Origin of the sequence: Achromobacter sp. Marseille-Q4962, from assembly GCF_943737005.1 — a bacterium.
Classification (GTDB): domain Bacteria; phylum Pseudomonadota; class Gammaproteobacteria; order Burkholderiales; family Burkholderiaceae_B; genus Achromobacter.
Genome location: NZ_CALSFU010000001.1, coordinates 168,616 through 185,563 on the forward strand (window position 1 = coordinate 168,616; position 16,948 = coordinate 185,563).

General features: G+C 68.3%; 14 protein-coding genes, 1 tRNA gene and 1 pseudogene. 9 read left to right on the forward strand and 7 right to left on the reverse strand.

Annotated elements, in window-relative coordinates; all coding sequences use genetic code 11:
* Window positions 1-293: 293 nt before the first annotated feature.
* Entirely contained in the window at window positions 294-1,478 is a 1,185-nt protein-coding gene (locus tag NGJ44_RS00755; RefSeq protein ID WP_251862820.1) for a TGL-type protein-glutamine gamma-glutamyltransferase, read from the reverse strand.
* A 316-nt stretch (window positions 1,479-1,794) separates the two neighbouring features.
* Between NGJ44_RS00755 and NGJ44_RS00760 the strand changes: the two genes are divergently transcribed.
* From NGJ44_RS00760 to NGJ44_RS00785, 6 genes are all read left to right on the forward strand, one after another.
* The gene (locus NGJ44_RS00760) at window positions 1,795-4,044 is read left to right on the forward strand and encodes a TonB-dependent receptor (protein WP_251862821.1); all 2,250 of its coding nucleotides are present in this window, start codon (window positions 1,795-1,797) and stop codon (window positions 4,042-4,044) included.
* 136 nt (window positions 4,045-4,180) lie between these two features.
* Entirely contained in the window at window positions 4,181-4,453 is a 273-nt protein-coding gene (locus tag NGJ44_RS00765; RefSeq protein WP_053245546.1) for a hypothetical protein, read from the forward strand.
* 1 nt (window position 4,454) lies between these two features.
* Complete coding sequence (locus NGJ44_RS00770) at window positions 4,455-4,748, forward strand: hypothetical protein (protein WP_251862822.1); 294 nt, start codon at window positions 4,455-4,457, stop codon at window positions 4,746-4,748.
* Window positions 4,749-4,782: 34 nt separating this feature from the next.
* Window positions 4,783-6,402 (forward strand): PepSY-associated TM helix domain-containing protein, encoded by a 1,620-nt coding sequence (locus NGJ44_RS00775; RefSeq protein ID WP_251862823.1) that lies wholly within the window; start codon window positions 4,783-4,785, stop codon window positions 6,400-6,402.
* Between the two features lie 208 nt (window positions 6,403-6,610).
* A complete protein-coding gene (locus NGJ44_RS00780) occupies window positions 6,611-8,293 on the forward strand; it encodes a methyl-accepting chemotaxis protein (RefSeq protein WP_251862824.1) in 1,683 nt (560 codons plus the stop codon).
* A 203-nt stretch (window positions 8,294-8,496) separates the two neighbouring features.
* Window positions 8,497-9,201 carry a hypothetical protein gene (locus NGJ44_RS00785; RefSeq protein WP_251862825.1) on the forward strand — a complete coding sequence of 235 codons (705 nt, stop codon included), beginning with the start codon at window positions 8,497-8,499 and terminating at the stop codon, window positions 9,199-9,201.
* Window positions 9,202-9,258: 57 nt separating this feature from the next.
* Here the strand turns inward: NGJ44_RS00785 and NGJ44_RS00790 are convergent.
* Window positions 9,259-9,447 (reverse strand): annotated as a pseudogene (locus tag NGJ44_RS00790) (hypothetical protein); the annotation flags it as partial.
* A 363-nt stretch (window positions 9,448-9,810) separates the two neighbouring features.
* On the opposite strand from NGJ44_RS00790, the gene NGJ44_RS00795 reads away from it, so the two are divergent.
* Window positions 9,811-9,975, forward strand: a complete 165-nt coding sequence (locus NGJ44_RS00795) for a hypothetical protein (protein ID WP_251862826.1) — start codon at window positions 9,811-9,813, stop codon at window positions 9,973-9,975.
* A 220-nt stretch (window positions 9,976-10,195) separates the two neighbouring features.
* Window positions 10,196-10,702 carry a LysR substrate-binding domain-containing protein gene (locus tag NGJ44_RS00800; RefSeq protein ID WP_251862827.1) on the forward strand — a complete coding sequence of 169 codons (507 nt, stop codon included), beginning with the start codon at window positions 10,196-10,198 and terminating at the stop codon, window positions 10,700-10,702.
* 119 nt (window positions 10,703-10,821) lie between these two features.
* Here NGJ44_RS00800 and NGJ44_RS00805 read toward each other — a convergent pair.
* Window positions 10,822-10,896 (reverse strand) — tRNA-Arg (locus NGJ44_RS00805).
* A gap of 226 nt (window positions 10,897-11,122) precedes the next feature.
* Here NGJ44_RS00805 and NGJ44_RS00810 point away from each other — a divergent pair.
* Window positions 11,123-12,016: a c-type cytochrome gene (locus NGJ44_RS00810; RefSeq protein ID WP_251862828.1), complete on the forward strand. Its 894-nt coding sequence runs from the start codon at window positions 11,123-11,125 to the stop codon at window positions 12,014-12,016.
* A gap of 94 nt (window positions 12,017-12,110) precedes the next feature.
* On the opposite strand, the gene NGJ44_RS00815 is transcribed toward NGJ44_RS00810, so the two are convergent.
* The 4 genes from NGJ44_RS00815 to NGJ44_RS00830 form a co-directional block, all read right to left on the reverse strand.
* Complete coding sequence (locus NGJ44_RS00815; protein WP_251862829.1) at window positions 12,111-13,634, reverse strand: 3-hydroxyacyl-CoA dehydrogenase; 1,524 nt, start codon at window positions 13,632-13,634, stop codon at window positions 12,111-12,113.
* Window positions 13,635-13,689: 55 nt separating this feature from the next.
* Entirely contained in the window at window positions 13,690-14,919 is a 1,230-nt protein-coding gene (locus tag NGJ44_RS00820; RefSeq protein WP_053245165.1) for a CaiB/BaiF CoA transferase family protein, read from the reverse strand.
* Window positions 14,920-15,116: 197 nt separating this feature from the next.
* Window positions 15,117-16,265, reverse strand: coding sequence for an acyl-CoA dehydrogenase family protein (locus NGJ44_RS00825; protein ID WP_053245164.1), 1,149 nt, complete (start codon window positions 16,263-16,265; stop codon window positions 15,117-15,119).
* A 56-nt stretch (window positions 16,266-16,321) separates the two neighbouring features.
* Window positions 16,322-16,945, reverse strand: a complete 624-nt coding sequence (locus tag NGJ44_RS00830; protein WP_251862830.1) for a TetR/AcrR family transcriptional regulator — start codon at window positions 16,943-16,945, stop codon at window positions 16,322-16,324.
* Between the last annotated feature and the right edge of the window lie 3 nt (window positions 16,946-16,948).

The window sequence follows — 16,948 nt, forward strand, 5'->3', positions numbered from 1 at the left end:
CCTTGGAAAGGTCGGATTCTAGGTACGACACCCCGCGGAAATGGCGACAACTAACAAAACTTTGCTCTTCTAACGAACGCCGCCGTTTTGTTGGAAATTTGTAGTTGGATGAGAAGAAATGTAATCCGCGCTCGAACGGCAGACACAAAAAGTCGGATTTGATCGAGGTTTCCGCAGCCGTTGATACATGACACATCTGTCATGGACGTAACCTCAATACTTTCGTATCACATTGAAAACAGGGGACGTAATTAGCCCACGTATTTCTTGACGGGTTGTGCCGCCCGCCGCCCTCATCGGGCGGTCCGCCCCCAGGCCGGGTCCGGCTGCGGAAATTCCGGCAGCACGATGTCCGCATGTCCCGGCCGCACCCAGCGCGCGCATTCGCGCGTGGCGTCGATGCAGCCTCCCTCCGCATACACGCCCTGCGGGTCGCGGATGCGCAGCATGCGCTCCAGCACCCGCGCCGTGGCTCCGGGGTCGTCCAGCGTCCGCCCCACCCGCGCTTTCACGATGTCTTCATCGATGAAGAGCCTGCCCGCGGCGTCCGTGCGCGCGCCATGTCGCCAATGGTAGATCTCCACGCACTTCGAGGTCAGAGTGTAGGGCCGGTCGCGCTCCCAGAAATTATTGAAGCGCCCCGCGCCCAGGTAGAACACCCACGAACCTTCATAACCCTCGACGTTCGAGGAATGCTCGTCGGGATTGCGGAACCACAGCCTGTCTCCCGGCACGTAGAAACGCGGCGGCAGCGGACTGGCCAGCGAGCCGTATTCGCGCAGGAAGGCGTCGTGGAAGCGGCCCGACATCACCGCGCGCGTTTCCCACTGGCGCTGCAGGCGCGCCGCGAGCTCCGGATTGACCTGCTGGAGCTCCTGCGCGATGCCCAGCACCGTAACGTATTCCGTGGCCCGGTAGCACGAGAACGCATAGAGCTGGCCGGAAGCCTCCGGCTGCGTGGCGCGGCGCAAGCCCTCGACCAGCGAGCGGCCCGGCAGGATGGTGAAGCCGCGCGCTTCGTCGTAGGTCCAGTATTCGGGCGGCCGCTCCGCGTGCTCCGTATCGAAGGCCAGCGCGGTCTTGCGCGCGGCCTGCACGATGTAGCGGCGGATGCGCACCGCCGACTCCAGTTCCGCCACGTCGGGAAAGGTGAACGCCACCGGACAGGCCAGCATGGCGAGCACGATCTCGCGGTCCAGGTCCGCCTCGTCCGCGTCCGTGCGCAGGCCCAGCGAGGCGGCCGCGCCGGTCGTGTCGGCCTGGGGCAGATGCGCGGCCGCGAAGGCCGGACGCAGCGCGATCCGCACGCCCGGCGCGTCGCCGGACAGCCTGTCGCACGCCGCGGCTTCGTCCAGCGACAGGCTGGACAGGAACCGGCCGGCCTGCTCCCAGGCTTCGGCGGCGGCGGACGCGCCGGCCGTGTCGATACGGATGCCGCCCACGTCGGGGCGGCCCAGGGAAACCAGGGGCAAAGACATCGAAAACAGCTCCAGCGGTGGCCATGTCCGCCGCCGCGGAAGCGGCGGCGCGCGGACCCGGGTCCGCCATAGACGCCGATCATTGCCGATGCCGCACCGGCGCGCAAGCATCGGCGCGCGGGGCGCCGGGCCGCGTGCCGACAGGCTGCGGTCAGGATGCGCGGCCCCGCTCCCGCGCCGGGCCCGCGCAGCGGAAACGGCCAGGCAGCGGCAGGCCCGCGCCGTTGCGTCTTTCCAACAGAGTCTGCTTTCTCCTGCGGCCGCTGCGCCTATAATCGCAACAAAAATCATTATCAATATTGAAAGAGGAAATATTTTGTCCAAAGAACTCACCCCAGGGACGGCATTCTTCGGCCGCGCGCAGCGCCGCTGCCGCCTGTCGCCGCTGTCGCAGGCCATCAGGCGCGCCGCCCCGGGCATCGCACTTACAGCCCTGCTGCCCTTCCCTTCCGCCTGGGCGCAAGGCGCGCCGGCCGACAGCGCGTCGGGCGCCACCACCCTGCCTACCGTGACGGTCACCGCGACCTCCATGTCCGCGGACAGCGCGCCCGCGCCCTACGCGGGCGGCCAGGTGGCCGAAGGCGCCCGCCTGGGCATTCTGGGCAACCAGAACGTCATGGACACCCCTTTCAACATCACCAGCTACACCTCGGAGCTGATCGAGAACCAGCAGGCCCGCACCCTGGCCGACGTGCTGGCCAACGACCCGTCCGTCCGCTTCACCACTTCGACTGGCCACGCTTACGAGAACTTCCGCATCCGCGGATTCGACGTCAACCAGAACGACATCGCCATCAACGGCATGTTCGGGCTGGCGCCGGGCGGCCACGTGCCGCTGGAATTCGTCGAGCGCGTGGAAGTGCTCAAGGGCCCCAGCGCCATGTTCAGCGGCATGGCGCCCAGCGGCGCGGTGGGCGGCACGGTGAACCTGGTGCCCAAGCGCGCCGAAGACACGCCCAACGCCACAGCCTCGGTGAACTACCAGTCCGACGGGCAGCTGGGCACCGACCTCGACGTAGGCCGCCGCTTCGGCAACAACAACGAATGGGGCGTGCGCGTCAACGGCGCGTTCAGCGACGGCGCGACCGCGGTGGACGGGCAGAAGAAAAAGCGCGAGTTCATTTCGGCCGGGCTGGACTATCGCGGCAGCGCCCTGAGCGCCTCGCTCGACGCTTACCACAGCCAGGAATCGTTCCGGGGCGGCACGCCCGCGATGTACCTGTTCAGCGCGAACGCCACGCACATTCCCGCCGCGCCCGACCCCAGCATCAACCTGTTCAAGGGCACCTACGGCAGCCTGCAGAGCAATGCCGTGATCGGCCGGCTCGAATACCGCTTCAACGACAACCTCTCCGCCTTCGCCGGCCTGGGCAAGCGCGATTACGACGCGATGGGTTTCATCAACGGCACCCATGCGCGCAACGTCGACTCCAACGGCAATTTCAGCGGCATCATTACCGGCCAGCGCAGCTACACCGACACGACCTCGTCCGAAGCGGGCCTGCGCGGACGCTTCAATACCGGCAGCGTCGCGCACGAAGTGGTGCTGCAAGGCACCTTGATGAAGATCGAGGATGGCTCGGCCCCCACCAGCCCCCGCACGACCTTCACCTCCAACATCTACGATCCGATCACGCCCCCCATGCCGGCCGTGCCGGACTCCACTTCCAGGACGGCGAAAAACACGCTGTCCAGCGTCGCGCTGGTGGACACCATCTCCTTCCTGGACGACAAGGTGCGCTTCACGGCCGGCGTGCGCAACCAACGCGTGAAAACCACCTCGTACAACGCCACCACGGGCGATGTCACCGCGCGCTACGACAAGAGCGCGGTCACGCCCGCCTTCGGCCTGGTCGCCAAGCCCTGGGGGCCGGCCGTCTCGCTGTACGCCAACTACGTGCAGGGCCTGAGCAAGGGAGAATCGGTCACCGACACGCTGGCCACCAACTACGGCCAGACCTTCGCGCCCTACAAGACCGAGCAGAAAGAAGTGGGCGTGAAGTGGGACGCCGGCGCCTTCACCAACACGCTGGCGCTGTTCGAGATCACCAAGCCCACGATGGTGGCGTTTGGAACCACGAACAATCCCACCTACTCCGACGGCGGCGAGAAGCGTGTGCGCGGCATCGAGTGGAACACCTTCGGCGAACTGACGCGCGGCGTGCGCGTGCTGGGCGGCGTGACGTACACCCAGGGCGTGCAGACCAAGACCGCCTTCGGCCAATACGACGGCAACACCGCCGTGGGCGCGCCGCGCTGGCAAGGCAACATCGGCATGGAATGGGATACGCCCTGGGTGCCGGGCCTGACGCTCAGCACGCGCCTGCAAGCCTCCACCACGCAATACCTGGATGCCGCGAACAATCTGGAAATCCCCGGCTGGGGCCAGCTCGACCTGGGCGCGCGCTACGCCACCAAACTGGCCGGCCGCGACGTGGTGCTGCGCCTGAACGTCAACAACGTGTTCGACAAGCATTACTACTCGGGCGCCTTCAGCGACACCACGCCCGTCGCCACGCTCGGACCAGGGCGGTCGGTCATGGCGTCGGCGAGCGTGAGCTTCTGATTCTTCCCGGCTGGCCGGGCGCGGACGGGCCTTGCGGGGCCTGTCCGCGCCCGCGGCCTTTCGCTTCCAGCTCGGCGGCCCCCGCCGCCGGCCGCATTCCGCCGACATCATCCATGACTGCCTGGACCGAACAACGATGCAAGCCTTCATCCTCATTGGCCTGACCGCCGTGCTGGCGGGCTGTTTCTGTATCTACATGGCCTCTCCCAACCAGCGGTGGCGGGAGGCGGCCTGGCCCCGCCTGCCGGCCCGCGTCATCGGCGCCGCGCTGCTGGCGGCCGGCGCCTGGAGCTTCCTGCAGCGCATGGACACGGTCGCCGGTCTTTTCGCTTTCGCCACCGCGCTCATGCTTTTCTTCTGGCTGGTGCCCTACGTGGGCGCGCTGGTCGGCATCCGCCGGAGCCGCTGACATGATCCGCAACGAAAAACCCGCCCCCATCCGGCGCGACTGGACCTCCAAGACGCTTGCCGGCGTGCTGCTCGGCCTGGCGCTGGCCCTGGGCGCGAGCGGCCTGCTCTCGCACTTCACCCAGGACATTCCGCTGACCACGCGCGCGCAGCTCGTCATGTGGGTCGTGCCCCCCATCTGGCTGGGCATCGCCGGCTGCGTCTACTTCTTCTCCAGCGGCCTGCGCGCGTGGGCCTGGCTGGGCGGCGCCACGCTGCTCTTCCACGGCGGCCTGTGGCTGGCCCGGCTGGCCTGAAGCCCGCGCCCTTCCCTCCCCGGACACACCGATCATGAGAGCCGACTACATCCGCATCTACAAATCGGTCCACACCTGGACCGGCATCGTCGCCGGCATGGCGCTGTTCATCGCCTTCTATGCCGGCGCGCTCACGGTGTTCAAGGATCCCCTGACACGCTGGGCCTCGCCGCAGCCGGCCATCGAACTCGTGCCGCTGGACCAGGCGCAAGACCTCATCGCCAAGACGCTGCGGGCGCATCCCGAAGTCGCCCGCGATTTCAACATCCACCTCCGGGATGCCGAACACGTGCCCGCCCGCATGGAATGGGCGGTGCGCGACCCCGGCGCGGACGATCACGACGAGTCGTCCGTCCGCCACTACATGGCCTATCTCGACGGCGGCGGCGCGGCCCAGGTCGAGCCGGCCCATCCGTCGGGTCTGGGAGCCTTCATCGACGTGCTGCATCGCGTGGTCGGCCTGCCGGTGGACAACGACCCCAACCGCTGGATCATGGGCGTCATCGCCGCGCTGTACGCGGTAGCCCTGGTGTCGGGCGTCATCGTGCTGCTGCCCTCCCTCGTCAAGGACTTCTTCGCCCTGAGGGTCGGCAAGAACCTCAAGCGCATGTGGCTGGACGCCCACAACGTCGTGGGCATCGTCAGCCTGCCCTTTCACATCGTCATGGCCCTGAGCTCGGTCGTGTTCGCCTATCACGACGGCATCTATCTCATCCAGGACAAGCTGCTGCACGGCGGCCGGCTCGAGGCGTCCTTCCAGCGGCCCGGCGGCGCGGCGCCGGCCGCCGCGCCGCGCGACCCGGCCGCCATGCTGGCGCCGCAGGAACTGGTCGCCCGGGCACGCGCCCTCTCGCCCGGTTTCGAGCCCTACGGCCTGCAATACCAGCAAGTCACCGGCCCGCGCGCGCTCGTGCGCGTATGGGGCAAGGACGCCGCCGCCGTCTCGCCCCGCGCGCGCGGCGGCTTCGTCGCGCTGGATCCCTACACGGGCAAGGTTCTCAACAGCGACTACATGCCGGGCAGACAGAACGCGCCCAACCTGCTGATCAGCAGTTTCTTCGCGCTGCACATGGCCGCGTTCGGCGGCGCCGCCGTGCAGTGGATGTACTTCGTGCTCGGGCTGGCCGGCGCGTGGCTGTTCTACAGCGGCAACCTGCTGTGGATCGAAACCCGCCGCAAACGCGCCGACCGCCAGGGCGGCGCCGTGCCGGCGCAGCGACTGGACACCCGCCTCATGGCCTCGGCCACCGTGGGCGTCTGCCTCGGCTGCGTATGCGGGGTGTCGCTCATGATTGCCGCCTCCAAATGGCTGCATGGCCGCGTCGGCGATCCCGATGCGTGGATCCGGGCGCTCTACTACCTGGCCTTCTTCGGCAGTCTGGCCTGGTCCTTCGCGCGCGGCGCGGCGGCGGCGTCGGTGCACCTGCTGTGGCTGGCCACGGCCCTCACCCTGGCCATTCCCGCCACGTCGCTGCTGGGCTGGCTGTACCCCGCGGCCGGCCCCTGGGCCCATGCCGCCCCCGCCACGCTGGCCGTGGATCTCACCGCCCTGGCCGGCGCCCTGGGCTTCGCATGGATGGCGCGCGCCACGTCCCGGCGCGTCAAACACGGCCCGCGCGAAAGCGTCTGGAGCGCCGGCGCCCAAAGCGCATAACGCGCCGCCCGGCATGCGCCGCCACGGCGGCGCATGGCCGACTGCGCCGCGCCTTGATATAGGTCAAGCGCGCGGGTTTAAGTTCGGCGCCGCGGTCCTCGTAATTGAGACAAGCGGGGCGGGATCGAAGCAGCGAAGTCGACGAAGAATCCTCACTGTGACAACGGAGATTCGAAACAGGAGGGCTTTACGTTGACAGGAAAGAAGCATGGGTTTTCTTAAAAGGCTGCGGCTGGGCCAATTGCTGGGCATGGCGTTTGCCAGCGTTATCGTCTGCGGCGTGCTGGGGCTGCTCGTCGCGCGCCATTACCTCGGCCAGATCCAGACCGACATCAATCTGCTTACCCGCGTGCGCATCGGCAACCTGGTCTATGCCGGCAACATCAAGGACGGCGTGAACGTCCGCGCGCGCCTGGCCCGCGACGCGGTTTTCGAGGAAGACCAGGCCAGGATAGGCTTGCTCATGGCCGAACAACTGAAAGTGCGCGACCAGATCACGGCGGACATCGAGGCGCTCGAAAAGCGCCTGGTCAACGCCGAAGGACGGGAGTTCGTCGTGCGCCTGAAGCAGGCCCGGGGCCCATATGTCGCCACCATGGAAAAAGCGCTCGACCTGGCTTCGCGCAACCAGGACGACGCGGCGACCGCCGTGCTCGTGTCGGAGCTGCCGCCGAAACAGGCCGCGTATTTCAAGGTGCTGGACGACCTGGCGCGCTACCAGCGCGACCAGGCCGACCTGGTGGCCCTGCGGGCCGAAGACAGCGTAACGCGGGCCACGGTGCTCGCCTCCGTCCTGGCCGCCGCGATGGCCGTGCTCGGCATCGCAGTTTCCGTCGCGATCACGCGCTCCATTGTGCGCAAGCTCGGCGGCGAACCCGCCTACGCCGTGCGGATCGCGCAGCAGATCTCGGACGGCGACCTGTCCACGGCCGTGAAGCTGCGCGCGGGCGACGGAACGAGCCTGCTCTCCAGCATGGAATCGATGCGCGTGAAGCTCGCCGGCATCGTCGGGCGGGTGCGGCAAAACAGCGAAGCCATTGCCACCGGCGCCAACCAGATCTCGGCGGGCAATACCGACCTCAGCCAGCGCACCGAAGAACAGGCCGCCAACCTGGAAGAAACCGCGGCGTCCATGGAACAGATGACGTCCACCGTCCGGCAGAACGCGGAAACCGTACGCGCCACGTCGAGCCTGGCAATGCAGGCAAGCGAAACCGCCGAACGCGGCGGACAGGCGGTAGATGCCGTGGTCAGGACCATGGAGGAGATCACCCGCAGCTCCCAGAAGATCGGCGACATCATCGGCCTCATCGACTCCATTGCCTTCCAGACCAACATTCTCGCGCTGAACGCCGCCGTCGAGGCCGCCAGGGCCGGCGAGCAAGGGCGCGGCTTCGCGGTCGTGGCCAGCGAAGTCCGCACCCTGGCGCAACGGTCGGCCAACGCCGCGCGCGAGATCAAGGATCTGGTCGAACACAGCATCGGCAAAGTCCAGCTCGGCAGCCAGACCGTCGACCATGCCGGCCGCACCATCAACGACGTGGTGGAACAGGTCCGCCGCGTCGCCACCCTGATTGCCGAGATCGGGACCGCGACCGGCGAGCAGGAACAGGGCATCTCGCAAGTCGGCCTGGCCGTTTCCCAACTCGACGAAGTCACCCAGCAAAACGCCGCGCTGGTGGAAGAGGCGGCCGCGGCGGCGGAAAGCCTGAACTCGCAGGCCGCCGAACTGGTCCAGCTCATGAGCGTGTTCCGGATCGGGCATTCCCGGCACGACAACCCCGCCGCCGCGGCCGCGCCGCGCGTCTCCCGGCGTGTGTCCCCGCGCCTGGCCCATGGCGCTCCGAAGCCGGGCGAGGCGCCGGCCGCGCAGGACTGGTCCAGCTTCTGAAGCCGCAGGCCCTGGCCGGCATCCGGCATGGCCCAAGCCGTCCACTCGGTTGGAAACGGGCCCCTCAGCCGGAACGGCCGCGTGCGCGCTGAAGCCCACGCCCCGAGCGCGCTCGCTGCCTTCGTCTTCTTCGCGCCCGACCTCGTTTCTGGCATGCTAGACGGCATCGTCGGGCGCTGGCCGCCGCTTCCGGAGCCTTCCACATGCGAAATTTCGATTTCACCTCCTGGCACGGCCTGCTTTCCACGCTGCTGGGGCTGGCCCTCATCACCCTGATCGGCGTGGGCATACGCCTGGTCGTCATGCAGACGCTGCAGCAGCGCCGCGAACGCGAGAACCGGCAGATCAACGAACGGCTGCGCACGCTCATCGCGGCCTACAAGACGCTGGGCGGCTCCTTCACCGGCAACCTGGCCGTCGATCCCACCCACCTGCGCGACCTGCGGCAGCGCGGCGCGGCGGGCGAAGAACAGGGCGAGCCCGAGGAAGACAGCCCCTCCGGCAGCTTCGACCGCCCGCGACGCGTGCGCGACGCGGTCGAGGCCGCGCTTTCCGACATCATCCTGCTGGGCACGGAAGAACAGGTCCGGCTCGCCGCGCAGGCCGCCACGGAACTGGCCGAGGGCCGCCCCATCCATACGGCCGAGCTCGTGGTGTCGCTGCGCAACTTCATCCGCGAAGTGCTGGCCCTGGAACCCGTGCCCGCAAGCCTCGACATTCCGCGCCAGGGCCCCGCCCGCCCCTCCGCGTCCAGCCGCGCCAAGGGCGGCGACAACCGCGCGGCGGCCGGCGGCCGCCAGGGCGGAGGCCGGGGCGGCGGAGGCGGCGCGGCCGGCGCCGGCGTGGGCATGGGACTGGGCCTGGGTGTAGGCGGCAGCACAGGGCAGGACGAGCACGAGCCGCGCTGAGCGCGGCCGCGCCGGGCCGGCGGGCCGGACGTTCGCCGGCCCGCCGAAAACGCGGGATCAGTACGCGTAAGCGACTCCGACGCCGACGCTCCAATTCCGGCCGGGCGCCGGCTCGAAGTAACGTCCATTCCCTTCGTTCACGATCACCGACCCCGCGTACCGGCGGTCGAAGAGATTGTCGATCCGGCCGTAGGTCCGGACCTGCCACCCACCGGCGCGCCAGATATAGCCCGTGCTCAGTGCGGCGAAGCTTGCCGGTGACCGGCGCCCAGCCCGCGCCCTCGGGAACCTTCATGGGCGGCACGAGGAAGTTCTTCGCTTCGGGCAACGGAGGATTCGCGCCCGATTGCTGCGCGGGCTCATAGGCCGCCTTTTCGCAGCCGGCGAGCGCCATCGCCAGGACGACCGCGCACGCCTTGGCCAGATTTGCTTTATGCATGGCTGCCTCCCTGCGTTGCGGCCTGCCGCCATGCGCTGACAATGAACCCGAGGGCCATGAGAACGATTGAGCAGCGCGAACACGGTATATGCCAGCCGTGAGCGCGTCCGTACGGGAGACGTGAGCATTGGAAGCCTCTGGTTCGGGTTTGTTGAGCACAGGTGATCTTCATGATGCGCATCGTGCGCGTTGGCGACTTGCCGCAAGACCAGGGCTGGCCGCGCGGATGCTGCAACCACGCGGGCCAGCGCTCGACAGGCACCCGCAATAGATTCGATGATGGCCTATCAATCAAATCTATTGATAATTGGCAATTGCAGGTTTCGGGTAATTGAGTGAGAAGTAAGTGGTATGCGAATACTCTGGTGCAACGCATTCACCAATACCCAAGCAGAACCTCCACGATCTTCAAGCCTTCGTCGCCGTGGCCCGCGAACGCAGTTTCACCCGCGCGGCCGCGCAACTCGGGTTGTCGCGTTCGGCCCTGAGCCATGCGATGCTGGCCTGGAAGCCCGGCTGGGCGAAATCGAGCGGGAACTGGATTTTCTCGGCGCCATGCGCGAGCAACCGGCCGGCACGGTGCGCATCACGGCAAGCGATCACGCCATCACCACGGCCCTCTGGCCGCGGCGGCTGCCCGTGCTGCGGGACTACCCCGAGATCCAGGTCGAGTTCAGCGTGGACTACACGCTTACGGACATCGCGGCGCACCGCGACGACGCCGGCGTGCGCGTGGGCGACAGCGTGGACAAGAACATGGTGGCGGTGCGCATCGCGCCGGACCTGCGCATGGCTGTGGCGGCATCGCCCGGCTGCCTGGCTGGCAAGCCCCTGCCTGCCATGCCGAACGACCTCGCCGGACATCGCTGCATCAATCTGCGCCTGCCCACGCGAGGCGACCTGTACGCCTGGGATTTCGAAAAGAACGGACAGGCGGCGCGTGTCCGCGTGACGGGCCAGGCGGTTTTCAACAACCCGTTTCTGATGCTCCAGGCCGCCCTGGACGGCATGGGCTTCGCCTATGTGCCCCATGACACCATGCAGCCGCACTACCCTGGATGACTGCCCTGTACGCGGAACATCGGGCCGCGAAACAGACCCACGCAACCTTTAAGGAACCCGCACCAAGTTGCGCGTTTTGGGCCCGATCCGGGCTCAAAAAAGGTAAGTTTTTGATTTTGTGGCGCGCCCGACAGGAATCGAACCTGTATCAAGAGCTTCGGAAACTCTCATTCTATCCATTGAACTACGGGCGCAGTGCAAGGGAGGCGGTATTGTACCCAAGTTTCGGCTTCGCGCATGAATTGCGTCGAATCCGAGGTTCGTGGCGGGGCAGGCGGGGCCCGGGGCGCGGCCAACCAGACCCGGCACCGTTATATAATCCAGCGTTTGCTTTAGGTCGGTGACGCCGACTTCCCTCGTGCAGTTCTGATTTTCTGTTGCCGCCGCAAGGCGCCCCATACCCGTTCGCAGGATTAGGTCATGAGCAACGAGCAGGAACACATAGAAGAGCACACCTCCCCCATCAAGACCCCGAAGCAACTGATCGTCACGGTCGTTCTCGCCTTCGTGGTGCCCATTTCCATCATCATCCTGCTGGTGAACATGGTGGCCTCGGGTTCCAAGACCGGCGCCGGCTCCGACTCCCTGTCCAGCGAGGCCGTGGCCAAGCGCATCGCCCCGGTCGCCGGCTTCCAGCTGGTCGACGCCAACGCGCCCAAGGTATTCAAGACCGGCGAACAGGTCTTCGCCTCGGTCTGTACGGCCTGTCACGCCGCCGGCGTGGCCGGCGCGCCCAAGGTGGGAGACAACGGCGCCTGGGCCCCGTTCATCAAGACGGGCTTCGACGCCATGCTCAACGTGGCCCTGCACGGCAAGGGCGCCATGCCGGCCAAGGGCGGCAACCCCTCGCTGTCCGATTACGAAGTGGCGCGCGCCGTGGTCTATATGGCCAACAAGTCGGGGGCCTCGTTCCCCGAGCCGGCCGCGCCCGAAGGCGACAAGAAGGAAGAGGCCGCAGCGAGCGCCCCCGCGACGGCTGCTCCGGCAGCCGCTGCCGCGCCTGCCGCCGCGCCGGCGCCCGCGGCTGCGCCCACTCCGGCTCCCGCCTCCTCGGCGCAGACCGCCGCCGTCAACCCGGCGGGCGAGAAGCTGTACAAGAGCACCTGTTTCGCCTGCCACGCCACCGGCGTGGCCAATGCGCCCAAGTTCGGCAGCAAGGCCGACTGGGAGCCCTACATCAAGACGGGCCTCGACGCCATGGTCAAGGTCGCCATGGAAGGCAAACCGCCCATGCCGCCCAAGGGCGGCGCGGCCAACGCCACGGAAGAAGACATCCGCGCGGCCGTGCAGTACATGGTGGACCACGCCAAGTAAGCCAACGGCCCGCGCGCAGGCCGGACATTGCGCGCCCGCCAAGACAAAACGCCCCTTGCGGGGCGTTTTGTCTTGGCGGGCGCGGCGGCGCGGCCTAGCCGGCGGCGCTGGCGGTGAGCGGCATGCCCAGCTGCACGCGGCGCTGCAGCCAGAGGCTGGGACGGTAGCGGGGATCGCCCGTGACGCGCTCCATGTTTTTCAGGATTTCGTAGATGCGCGGGGCGCCGAGCTTGTCGCCCAGCGACAGCGGCCCGACCGGATAGCCCAGGCCCAGGGTGACGGCGCGGTCGATGTCCTCGGGCGTGGCGATCTGCTGCTGGGCGATGTCGCTGGCGATGTTGACGATGGTGGCCACGATGCGCTGCGCCACGAAGCCGGGCGAGTCTTGGATCACGGAGACGGGCACGCCGTCCTTGGCAAACAGGGCGTGCGCCGCGTCGCGCCAGCGCGGCTGCGTGGCGGGCGACACCATGACGGTGCGGCGCTTGGCGCCGGCAAAGGGATGCAGGGTATCGAGGCCCACGGTGCGGGCGGCGTCCAGGCCCTGGGCCGACACGGCGGTGGACACGTCTTCGCCGAACGGTGTCGCCACGATGAGCGCGTCGGCGGGCGGCTGCGCGCCCTCCGCCAGGGCCGCGCCCAGATCCTGCAGCAGTTGGACAGCGCGCGCGCGGCCTTCGGCGTGCTGGGGGCTGACCCAGACCTTCAGGCCCTCGGGCAGCGCCGGCACGGACGGCTCGGGCGGCACCTGCTTCTGGCCGTCGACATAGGCATAGAAGCCTTCGCCGGTCTTGCGGCCGATGAGGCCGCCCGCCAGGCGCACCGTCGTGATGGGAGACGGACGGAAACGCGGCTCGTCGAAGAACTGGCGGTAGATGGATTCCATGACCGGGTGCGACACGTCCAGCGCCGTGAGGTCCAGCAGCTCGAACGGCCCCATGCGGAAGCCGGCCTGCTCGCGCATGATGGCGTCGACCTGGGCGAAGCTGGCGACGGCCTCCTGCGCCACGCGCAGGCCCTCGGTGTTCATGCCCCGCCCCGCATGGTTGACGATGAAGCCCGGCATGTCCTTGGCGCGCACGGGCGTGTGCCCCATGCGGCGCGCCAGCGCGGCCAGGGTGTCGCCGACTTCGGGCGCGCTGCGCAGGCCGTCGATCACTTCCACCACTTTCATCAGCGGCACGGGATTGAAGAAGTGGTAGCCCGCCACACGCTGCGGACGCTTGCACGCGGCGGCAATGGCGGTGATGGAAAGCGAAGAGGTGTTGGACGCAAGAATGCAATCGTCAGAAACCACGCCCTCCAGGGCGGCGAAGAGATCCCGCTTGACGTCCAGGCGCTCGACGATGGCCTCGATCACGACCTGGCATTGGGCCATGTCGGACAGGGCCGTGGCCGACTCCACCCGCTCCAGCGAAGCGCGCGCATCGGCCTGCGCCATCTTGCCCTTCTGGACCAGCTTTTCCCAGGTGCCGCGCAGCGACTCGCGCGCGGCGGTGATGGCCTCGGCGCTGGTGTCGTACAGGCGCACGCGCAATCCGGCCTGCGCCGCGATCTGCGCGATGCCGCGCCCCATGGCTCCGGCGCCCACGACGCCGATGGTTTGAATCTCCGTCATCAACTATCTCCTGCCTGTATTGTGAAACGACAACCGCGCCGCGCGGCGGACGGCGTCAGCCGCCCGACTGCGCCAACGCCTGGATTTCTTCCTGGGACAGGCCCAGCCGTTCGGACAGCACCTGGGCCGTGTGCTCGCCCAGCATGGGCGGCGCGCGGCGGTATTCCACCGGGCTGTCCGAGAACTTGAGCGGGCTGGCCGCCATGGGCACCACGCCGGCCGCCGGGTGCGGCAGCTCGCGCTTCATGCCGCGCGCCAGCACCTGCGGGTCTTCGTAGACCTGGTCCAGCGTATTGATGGGGCCGGCCGGCACGCCCACCGCCTCCAGCGCCGCCAGCCAGTGGTCGCGCTCGCCCGTGGCCATGCGCTCGGCCAGCAGCGGCACCAGCTCCTCGCGATTCTTCACGCGCTGCGGGTTGGTGGAAAAGCGCGGGTCGGCCGCCAGCTCGGGCAGCCCGATCGCGCCGCAGTAGTTGCGGAACTGGCTGTCGTTGCCCACCGCCACGATGAGGTGGCCGTCGCTGGCGGCGAACACCTGGTAGGGCACGAGGTTCTGGTGCGCATTGCCGGCGCGCCTGGGCGCCTTGCCCGAGGTCATGTAGTTGAGGTTCTGGTTGGCCATCATGGCCACCTGGCAATCGAGCAGCGCCATGTCGATGTGCTGGCCCAGCCCGCTGCGGCCGCGCTCGTGCAGCGCGGCCAGGATGCCCACGGTGGAGTACATGCCGGTCATCAGGTCGGCCACCGCCACGCCGGCCTTCTGCGGGCCGCCGCCGGGCAGGTCGTCGCGCTCGCCCGTGATGCTCATCAGCCCGCCCATGCCCTGGATCATGAAGTCGTAGCCGGGACGGCTCGCGTAGGGGCCGGTCTGGCCGAAGCCCGTGATGGAGCAATAGATGAGGCGCGGATTGACCTGCCTGAGGCTTTCGTAGTCCAGGCCGTACTTGGCCAGGCCGCCCACCTTGAAGTTTTCGACCAGGATGTCGCTCTGCTCGGCCAGGGCGCGCACCAGTTCGGCGCCGCGCGGCGACGCGATGTCCAGGGCCACGGAGAGCTTGTTGCGGTTGGCCGAGAGGTAATAGGCGGCCTCGCTGGTGTCGTTGCCCGCGGCGTCCTTGAGGTAGGGAGGCCCCCATGCGCGGGTGTCGTCGCCGCTGCCGGGACGTTCGATCTTGATGACCTCGGCGCCGAGGTCGGCGAGGTTCTGGGTGCACCAGGGGCCGGCCAGCACGCGGGTCAGGTCCAGCACGCGGATGCCGGTGAGAGGAGCGGGACGTTGCGACATGGGTATTTTTCGCCAGGGAATGGATGAATACGGATGACGTCCGGCTCGCGGCATGCGCCAGCCGGGGAATCTCGACCATGCCGGCGGCGCGGGCCGCCGGCGCCGTGCGGCCGGGGACGCGCCCCGGACCCGCGGAACCAGACAGGATATTAGCCTTTCGGGCGCGCGCGGCGCGCGCCTGTCCGGAGGCCGGACTCTCAGGAATTCGCCTTGATCGTCTCGCGCGCGATCACCAGTTGCTGGATCTGCGAGGTGCCCTCGAAGATGCGGAACAGGCGCACGTCGCGATAGAAGCGCTCCACCGCGTATTCCGACATGTAGCCCGCGCCCCCGTGGATCTGCACCGCGCGGTCGGCCACGCGGCCCACCATCTCGGTGGCGAAGAGCTTGCAGCAGGCGGCCTGCAGGGTGGTGTTCTCGCCGCGGTCGCGCATGCGGGCGGCGTCCAGCACCATGCAGCGCGCCGCGTACAGCTCGGCCTGGCTGTCGGCGATCATGGCCTGGATGAGCTGGAACTCGGAAATCGGCTGGCCGAACTGCTTGCGTTCGGTGGCGTACTTGACCGCGTCGCGCAGCAGCCGGTCGGCGATGCCCACGCACAGCGCCGAAATATGCAGCCGGCCCTTGTCCAGCACGCGCATGGCGGTGCGAAACCCGTTGCCTTCCTCGCCGCCCAGCAGGGCCGAGGCCGGCACGCGGCAGTTGTCGAACACCACGTCGCTGGTCAGCGCGCCGGCCTGGCCCATTTTCTTGTCGGGCTTGCCGATGGACAGGCCGGGCGTGCCGGCCTCGACCAGGAAACACGAAATGGAACCGGCCTTGCGCTCGGGCGCCGTGCGCGCCATGACGGAGAACAGGCCGGCGATGGGCGCGTTGGTGATGAAGCGCTTGGTGCCGTTGAGCACGTAGTGATCGCCGTCGCGCTCGGCGCTCACGCGCAGCGACATGGCGTCGGAGCCCGCGTCGGGCTCGGTGAGCGCGAAGGAGCCGATGAGCTCGCCGCTGGCCAGCCTGGGCAGGTAGCGCTGGCGCTGCTCGTCGGTGCCGGCCAGCACGATGGCCTGCGAGCCGATGCCGATGTTGGTGCCGGCCAGCGAGCGGAAGGCGGGCGAGGTCTGGCCCAGCTCGAACACCACGCGCACCTCTTCTTCCATATTGAGTCCCAGGCCGCCGTACTCGGGGGCGATGGACAGGCCGAACAGTCCCAGCTCGCGCATTTCATTGACGATGTCGGGCGGAATCTCGCCGCTGGCGGCCAGCGCGTCTTCGGCGGGAATGAGGCGTTCGTGCACAAAGCGGCGCACGGCGTCCAGCAGCAGGTTCAGGGTTTCGGTATCCAGGGCCATGGCGGGTTCTCCAGGTATGTCTCGAATATGTCGGAAAAGATTGCGCGACGGCGCGCTCAGGCGCGCATGCCGTTCACGACCAGATCGAAATAGCCGGCGGCGATCTGCTCGGCGCTGTCGCCCTGGCCGGGCTTGTACCAGCGCACCATCCAATTCAGCAGCGACAGCACGGCGCGTCCGGTTGCGGCGACGTCCAGGGCGCGGAAGCTGCCGTCGTCCACGCCCTGCGCGATGATCTCGCGCAGGCGCTTTTCGTAGTCGTCGCGCAGGCGCGCGGCGTCTTCGCGCTCGGGCAGCGCCATGCCCGAATAGCCGATCAGCATGGTCACGAACTCGGCGTGGTGCGCCTCGAAGTAGCCCGCGTGCGCCAGCATGAAGGCGCGCAGCCGCTGCGCCGCGCCCTGCGCGCGCGCCACTTCCTGGCCCACCGCCTGGACCAGGCCGCCGAGCACGGACAGGATGATGGCGTCGTAAATGTCCTGCTTGGTGGTGAAGTAGTGATAGATCGCGGCCTTGGACACGCCCAGCGCGGCGGCCAGGTCGGACACCGAGCTGCCGTCGTAGCCGCTCCTGGCGAACAGGCGCGCGGCCTCTTCGAGGATGCGCTCGCGGGGCGCGGCCAGGGTGGGCGGACGGCCGGCGCGGGCGCGTTTGGGGGAAGCGGCGGTGGCGGTGTCCATGGG

Coding starts and splice junctions, on each gene's coding strand:
- NGJ44_RS00755 (WP_251862820.1), bottom strand. CDS start 1,478: ATGTCTTTGCCCCTGGTTTCCCTGGGCCGCCCCGACGTGGGCGGCATC.
- NGJ44_RS00765 (WP_053245546.1), top strand. CDS start 4,181: ATGCAAGCCTTCATCCTCATTGGCCTGACCGCCGTGCTGGCGGGCTGT.
- NGJ44_RS00770 (WP_251862822.1), top strand. CDS start 4,455: ATGATCCGCAACGAAAAACCCGCCCCCATCCGGCGCGACTGGACCTCC.
- NGJ44_RS00775 (WP_251862823.1), top strand. CDS start 4,783: ATGAGAGCCGACTACATCCGCATCTACAAATCGGTCCACACCTGGACC.
- NGJ44_RS00780 (WP_251862824.1), top strand. CDS start 6,611: ATGGGTTTTCTTAAAAGGCTGCGGCTGGGCCAATTGCTGGGCATGGCG.
- NGJ44_RS00785 (WP_251862825.1), top strand. CDS start 8,497: ATGCGAAATTTCGATTTCACCTCCTGGCACGGCCTGCTTTCCACGCTG.
- NGJ44_RS00795 (WP_251862826.1), top strand. CDS start 9,811: ATGATGCGCATCGTGCGCGTTGGCGACTTGCCGCAAGACCAGGGCTGG.
- NGJ44_RS00800 (WP_251862827.1), top strand. CDS start 10,196: ATGCGCGAGCAACCGGCCGGCACGGTGCGCATCACGGCAAGCGATCAC.
- NGJ44_RS00810 (WP_251862828.1), top strand. CDS start 11,123: ATGAGCAACGAGCAGGAACACATAGAAGAGCACACCTCCCCCATCAAG.
- NGJ44_RS00815 (WP_251862829.1), bottom strand. CDS start 13,634: ATGACGGAGATTCAAACCATCGGCGTCGTGGGCGCCGGAGCCATGGGG.
- NGJ44_RS00820 (WP_053245165.1), bottom strand. CDS start 14,919: ATGTCGCAACGTCCCGCTCCTCTCACCGGCATCCGCGTGCTGGACCTG.
- NGJ44_RS00825 (WP_053245164.1), bottom strand. CDS start 16,265: ATGGCCCTGGATACCGAAACCCTGAACCTGCTGCTGGACGCCGTGCGC.
- NGJ44_RS00830 (WP_251862830.1), bottom strand. CDS start 16,945: ATGGACACCGCCACCGCCGCTTCCCCCAAACGCGCCCGCGCCGGCCGT.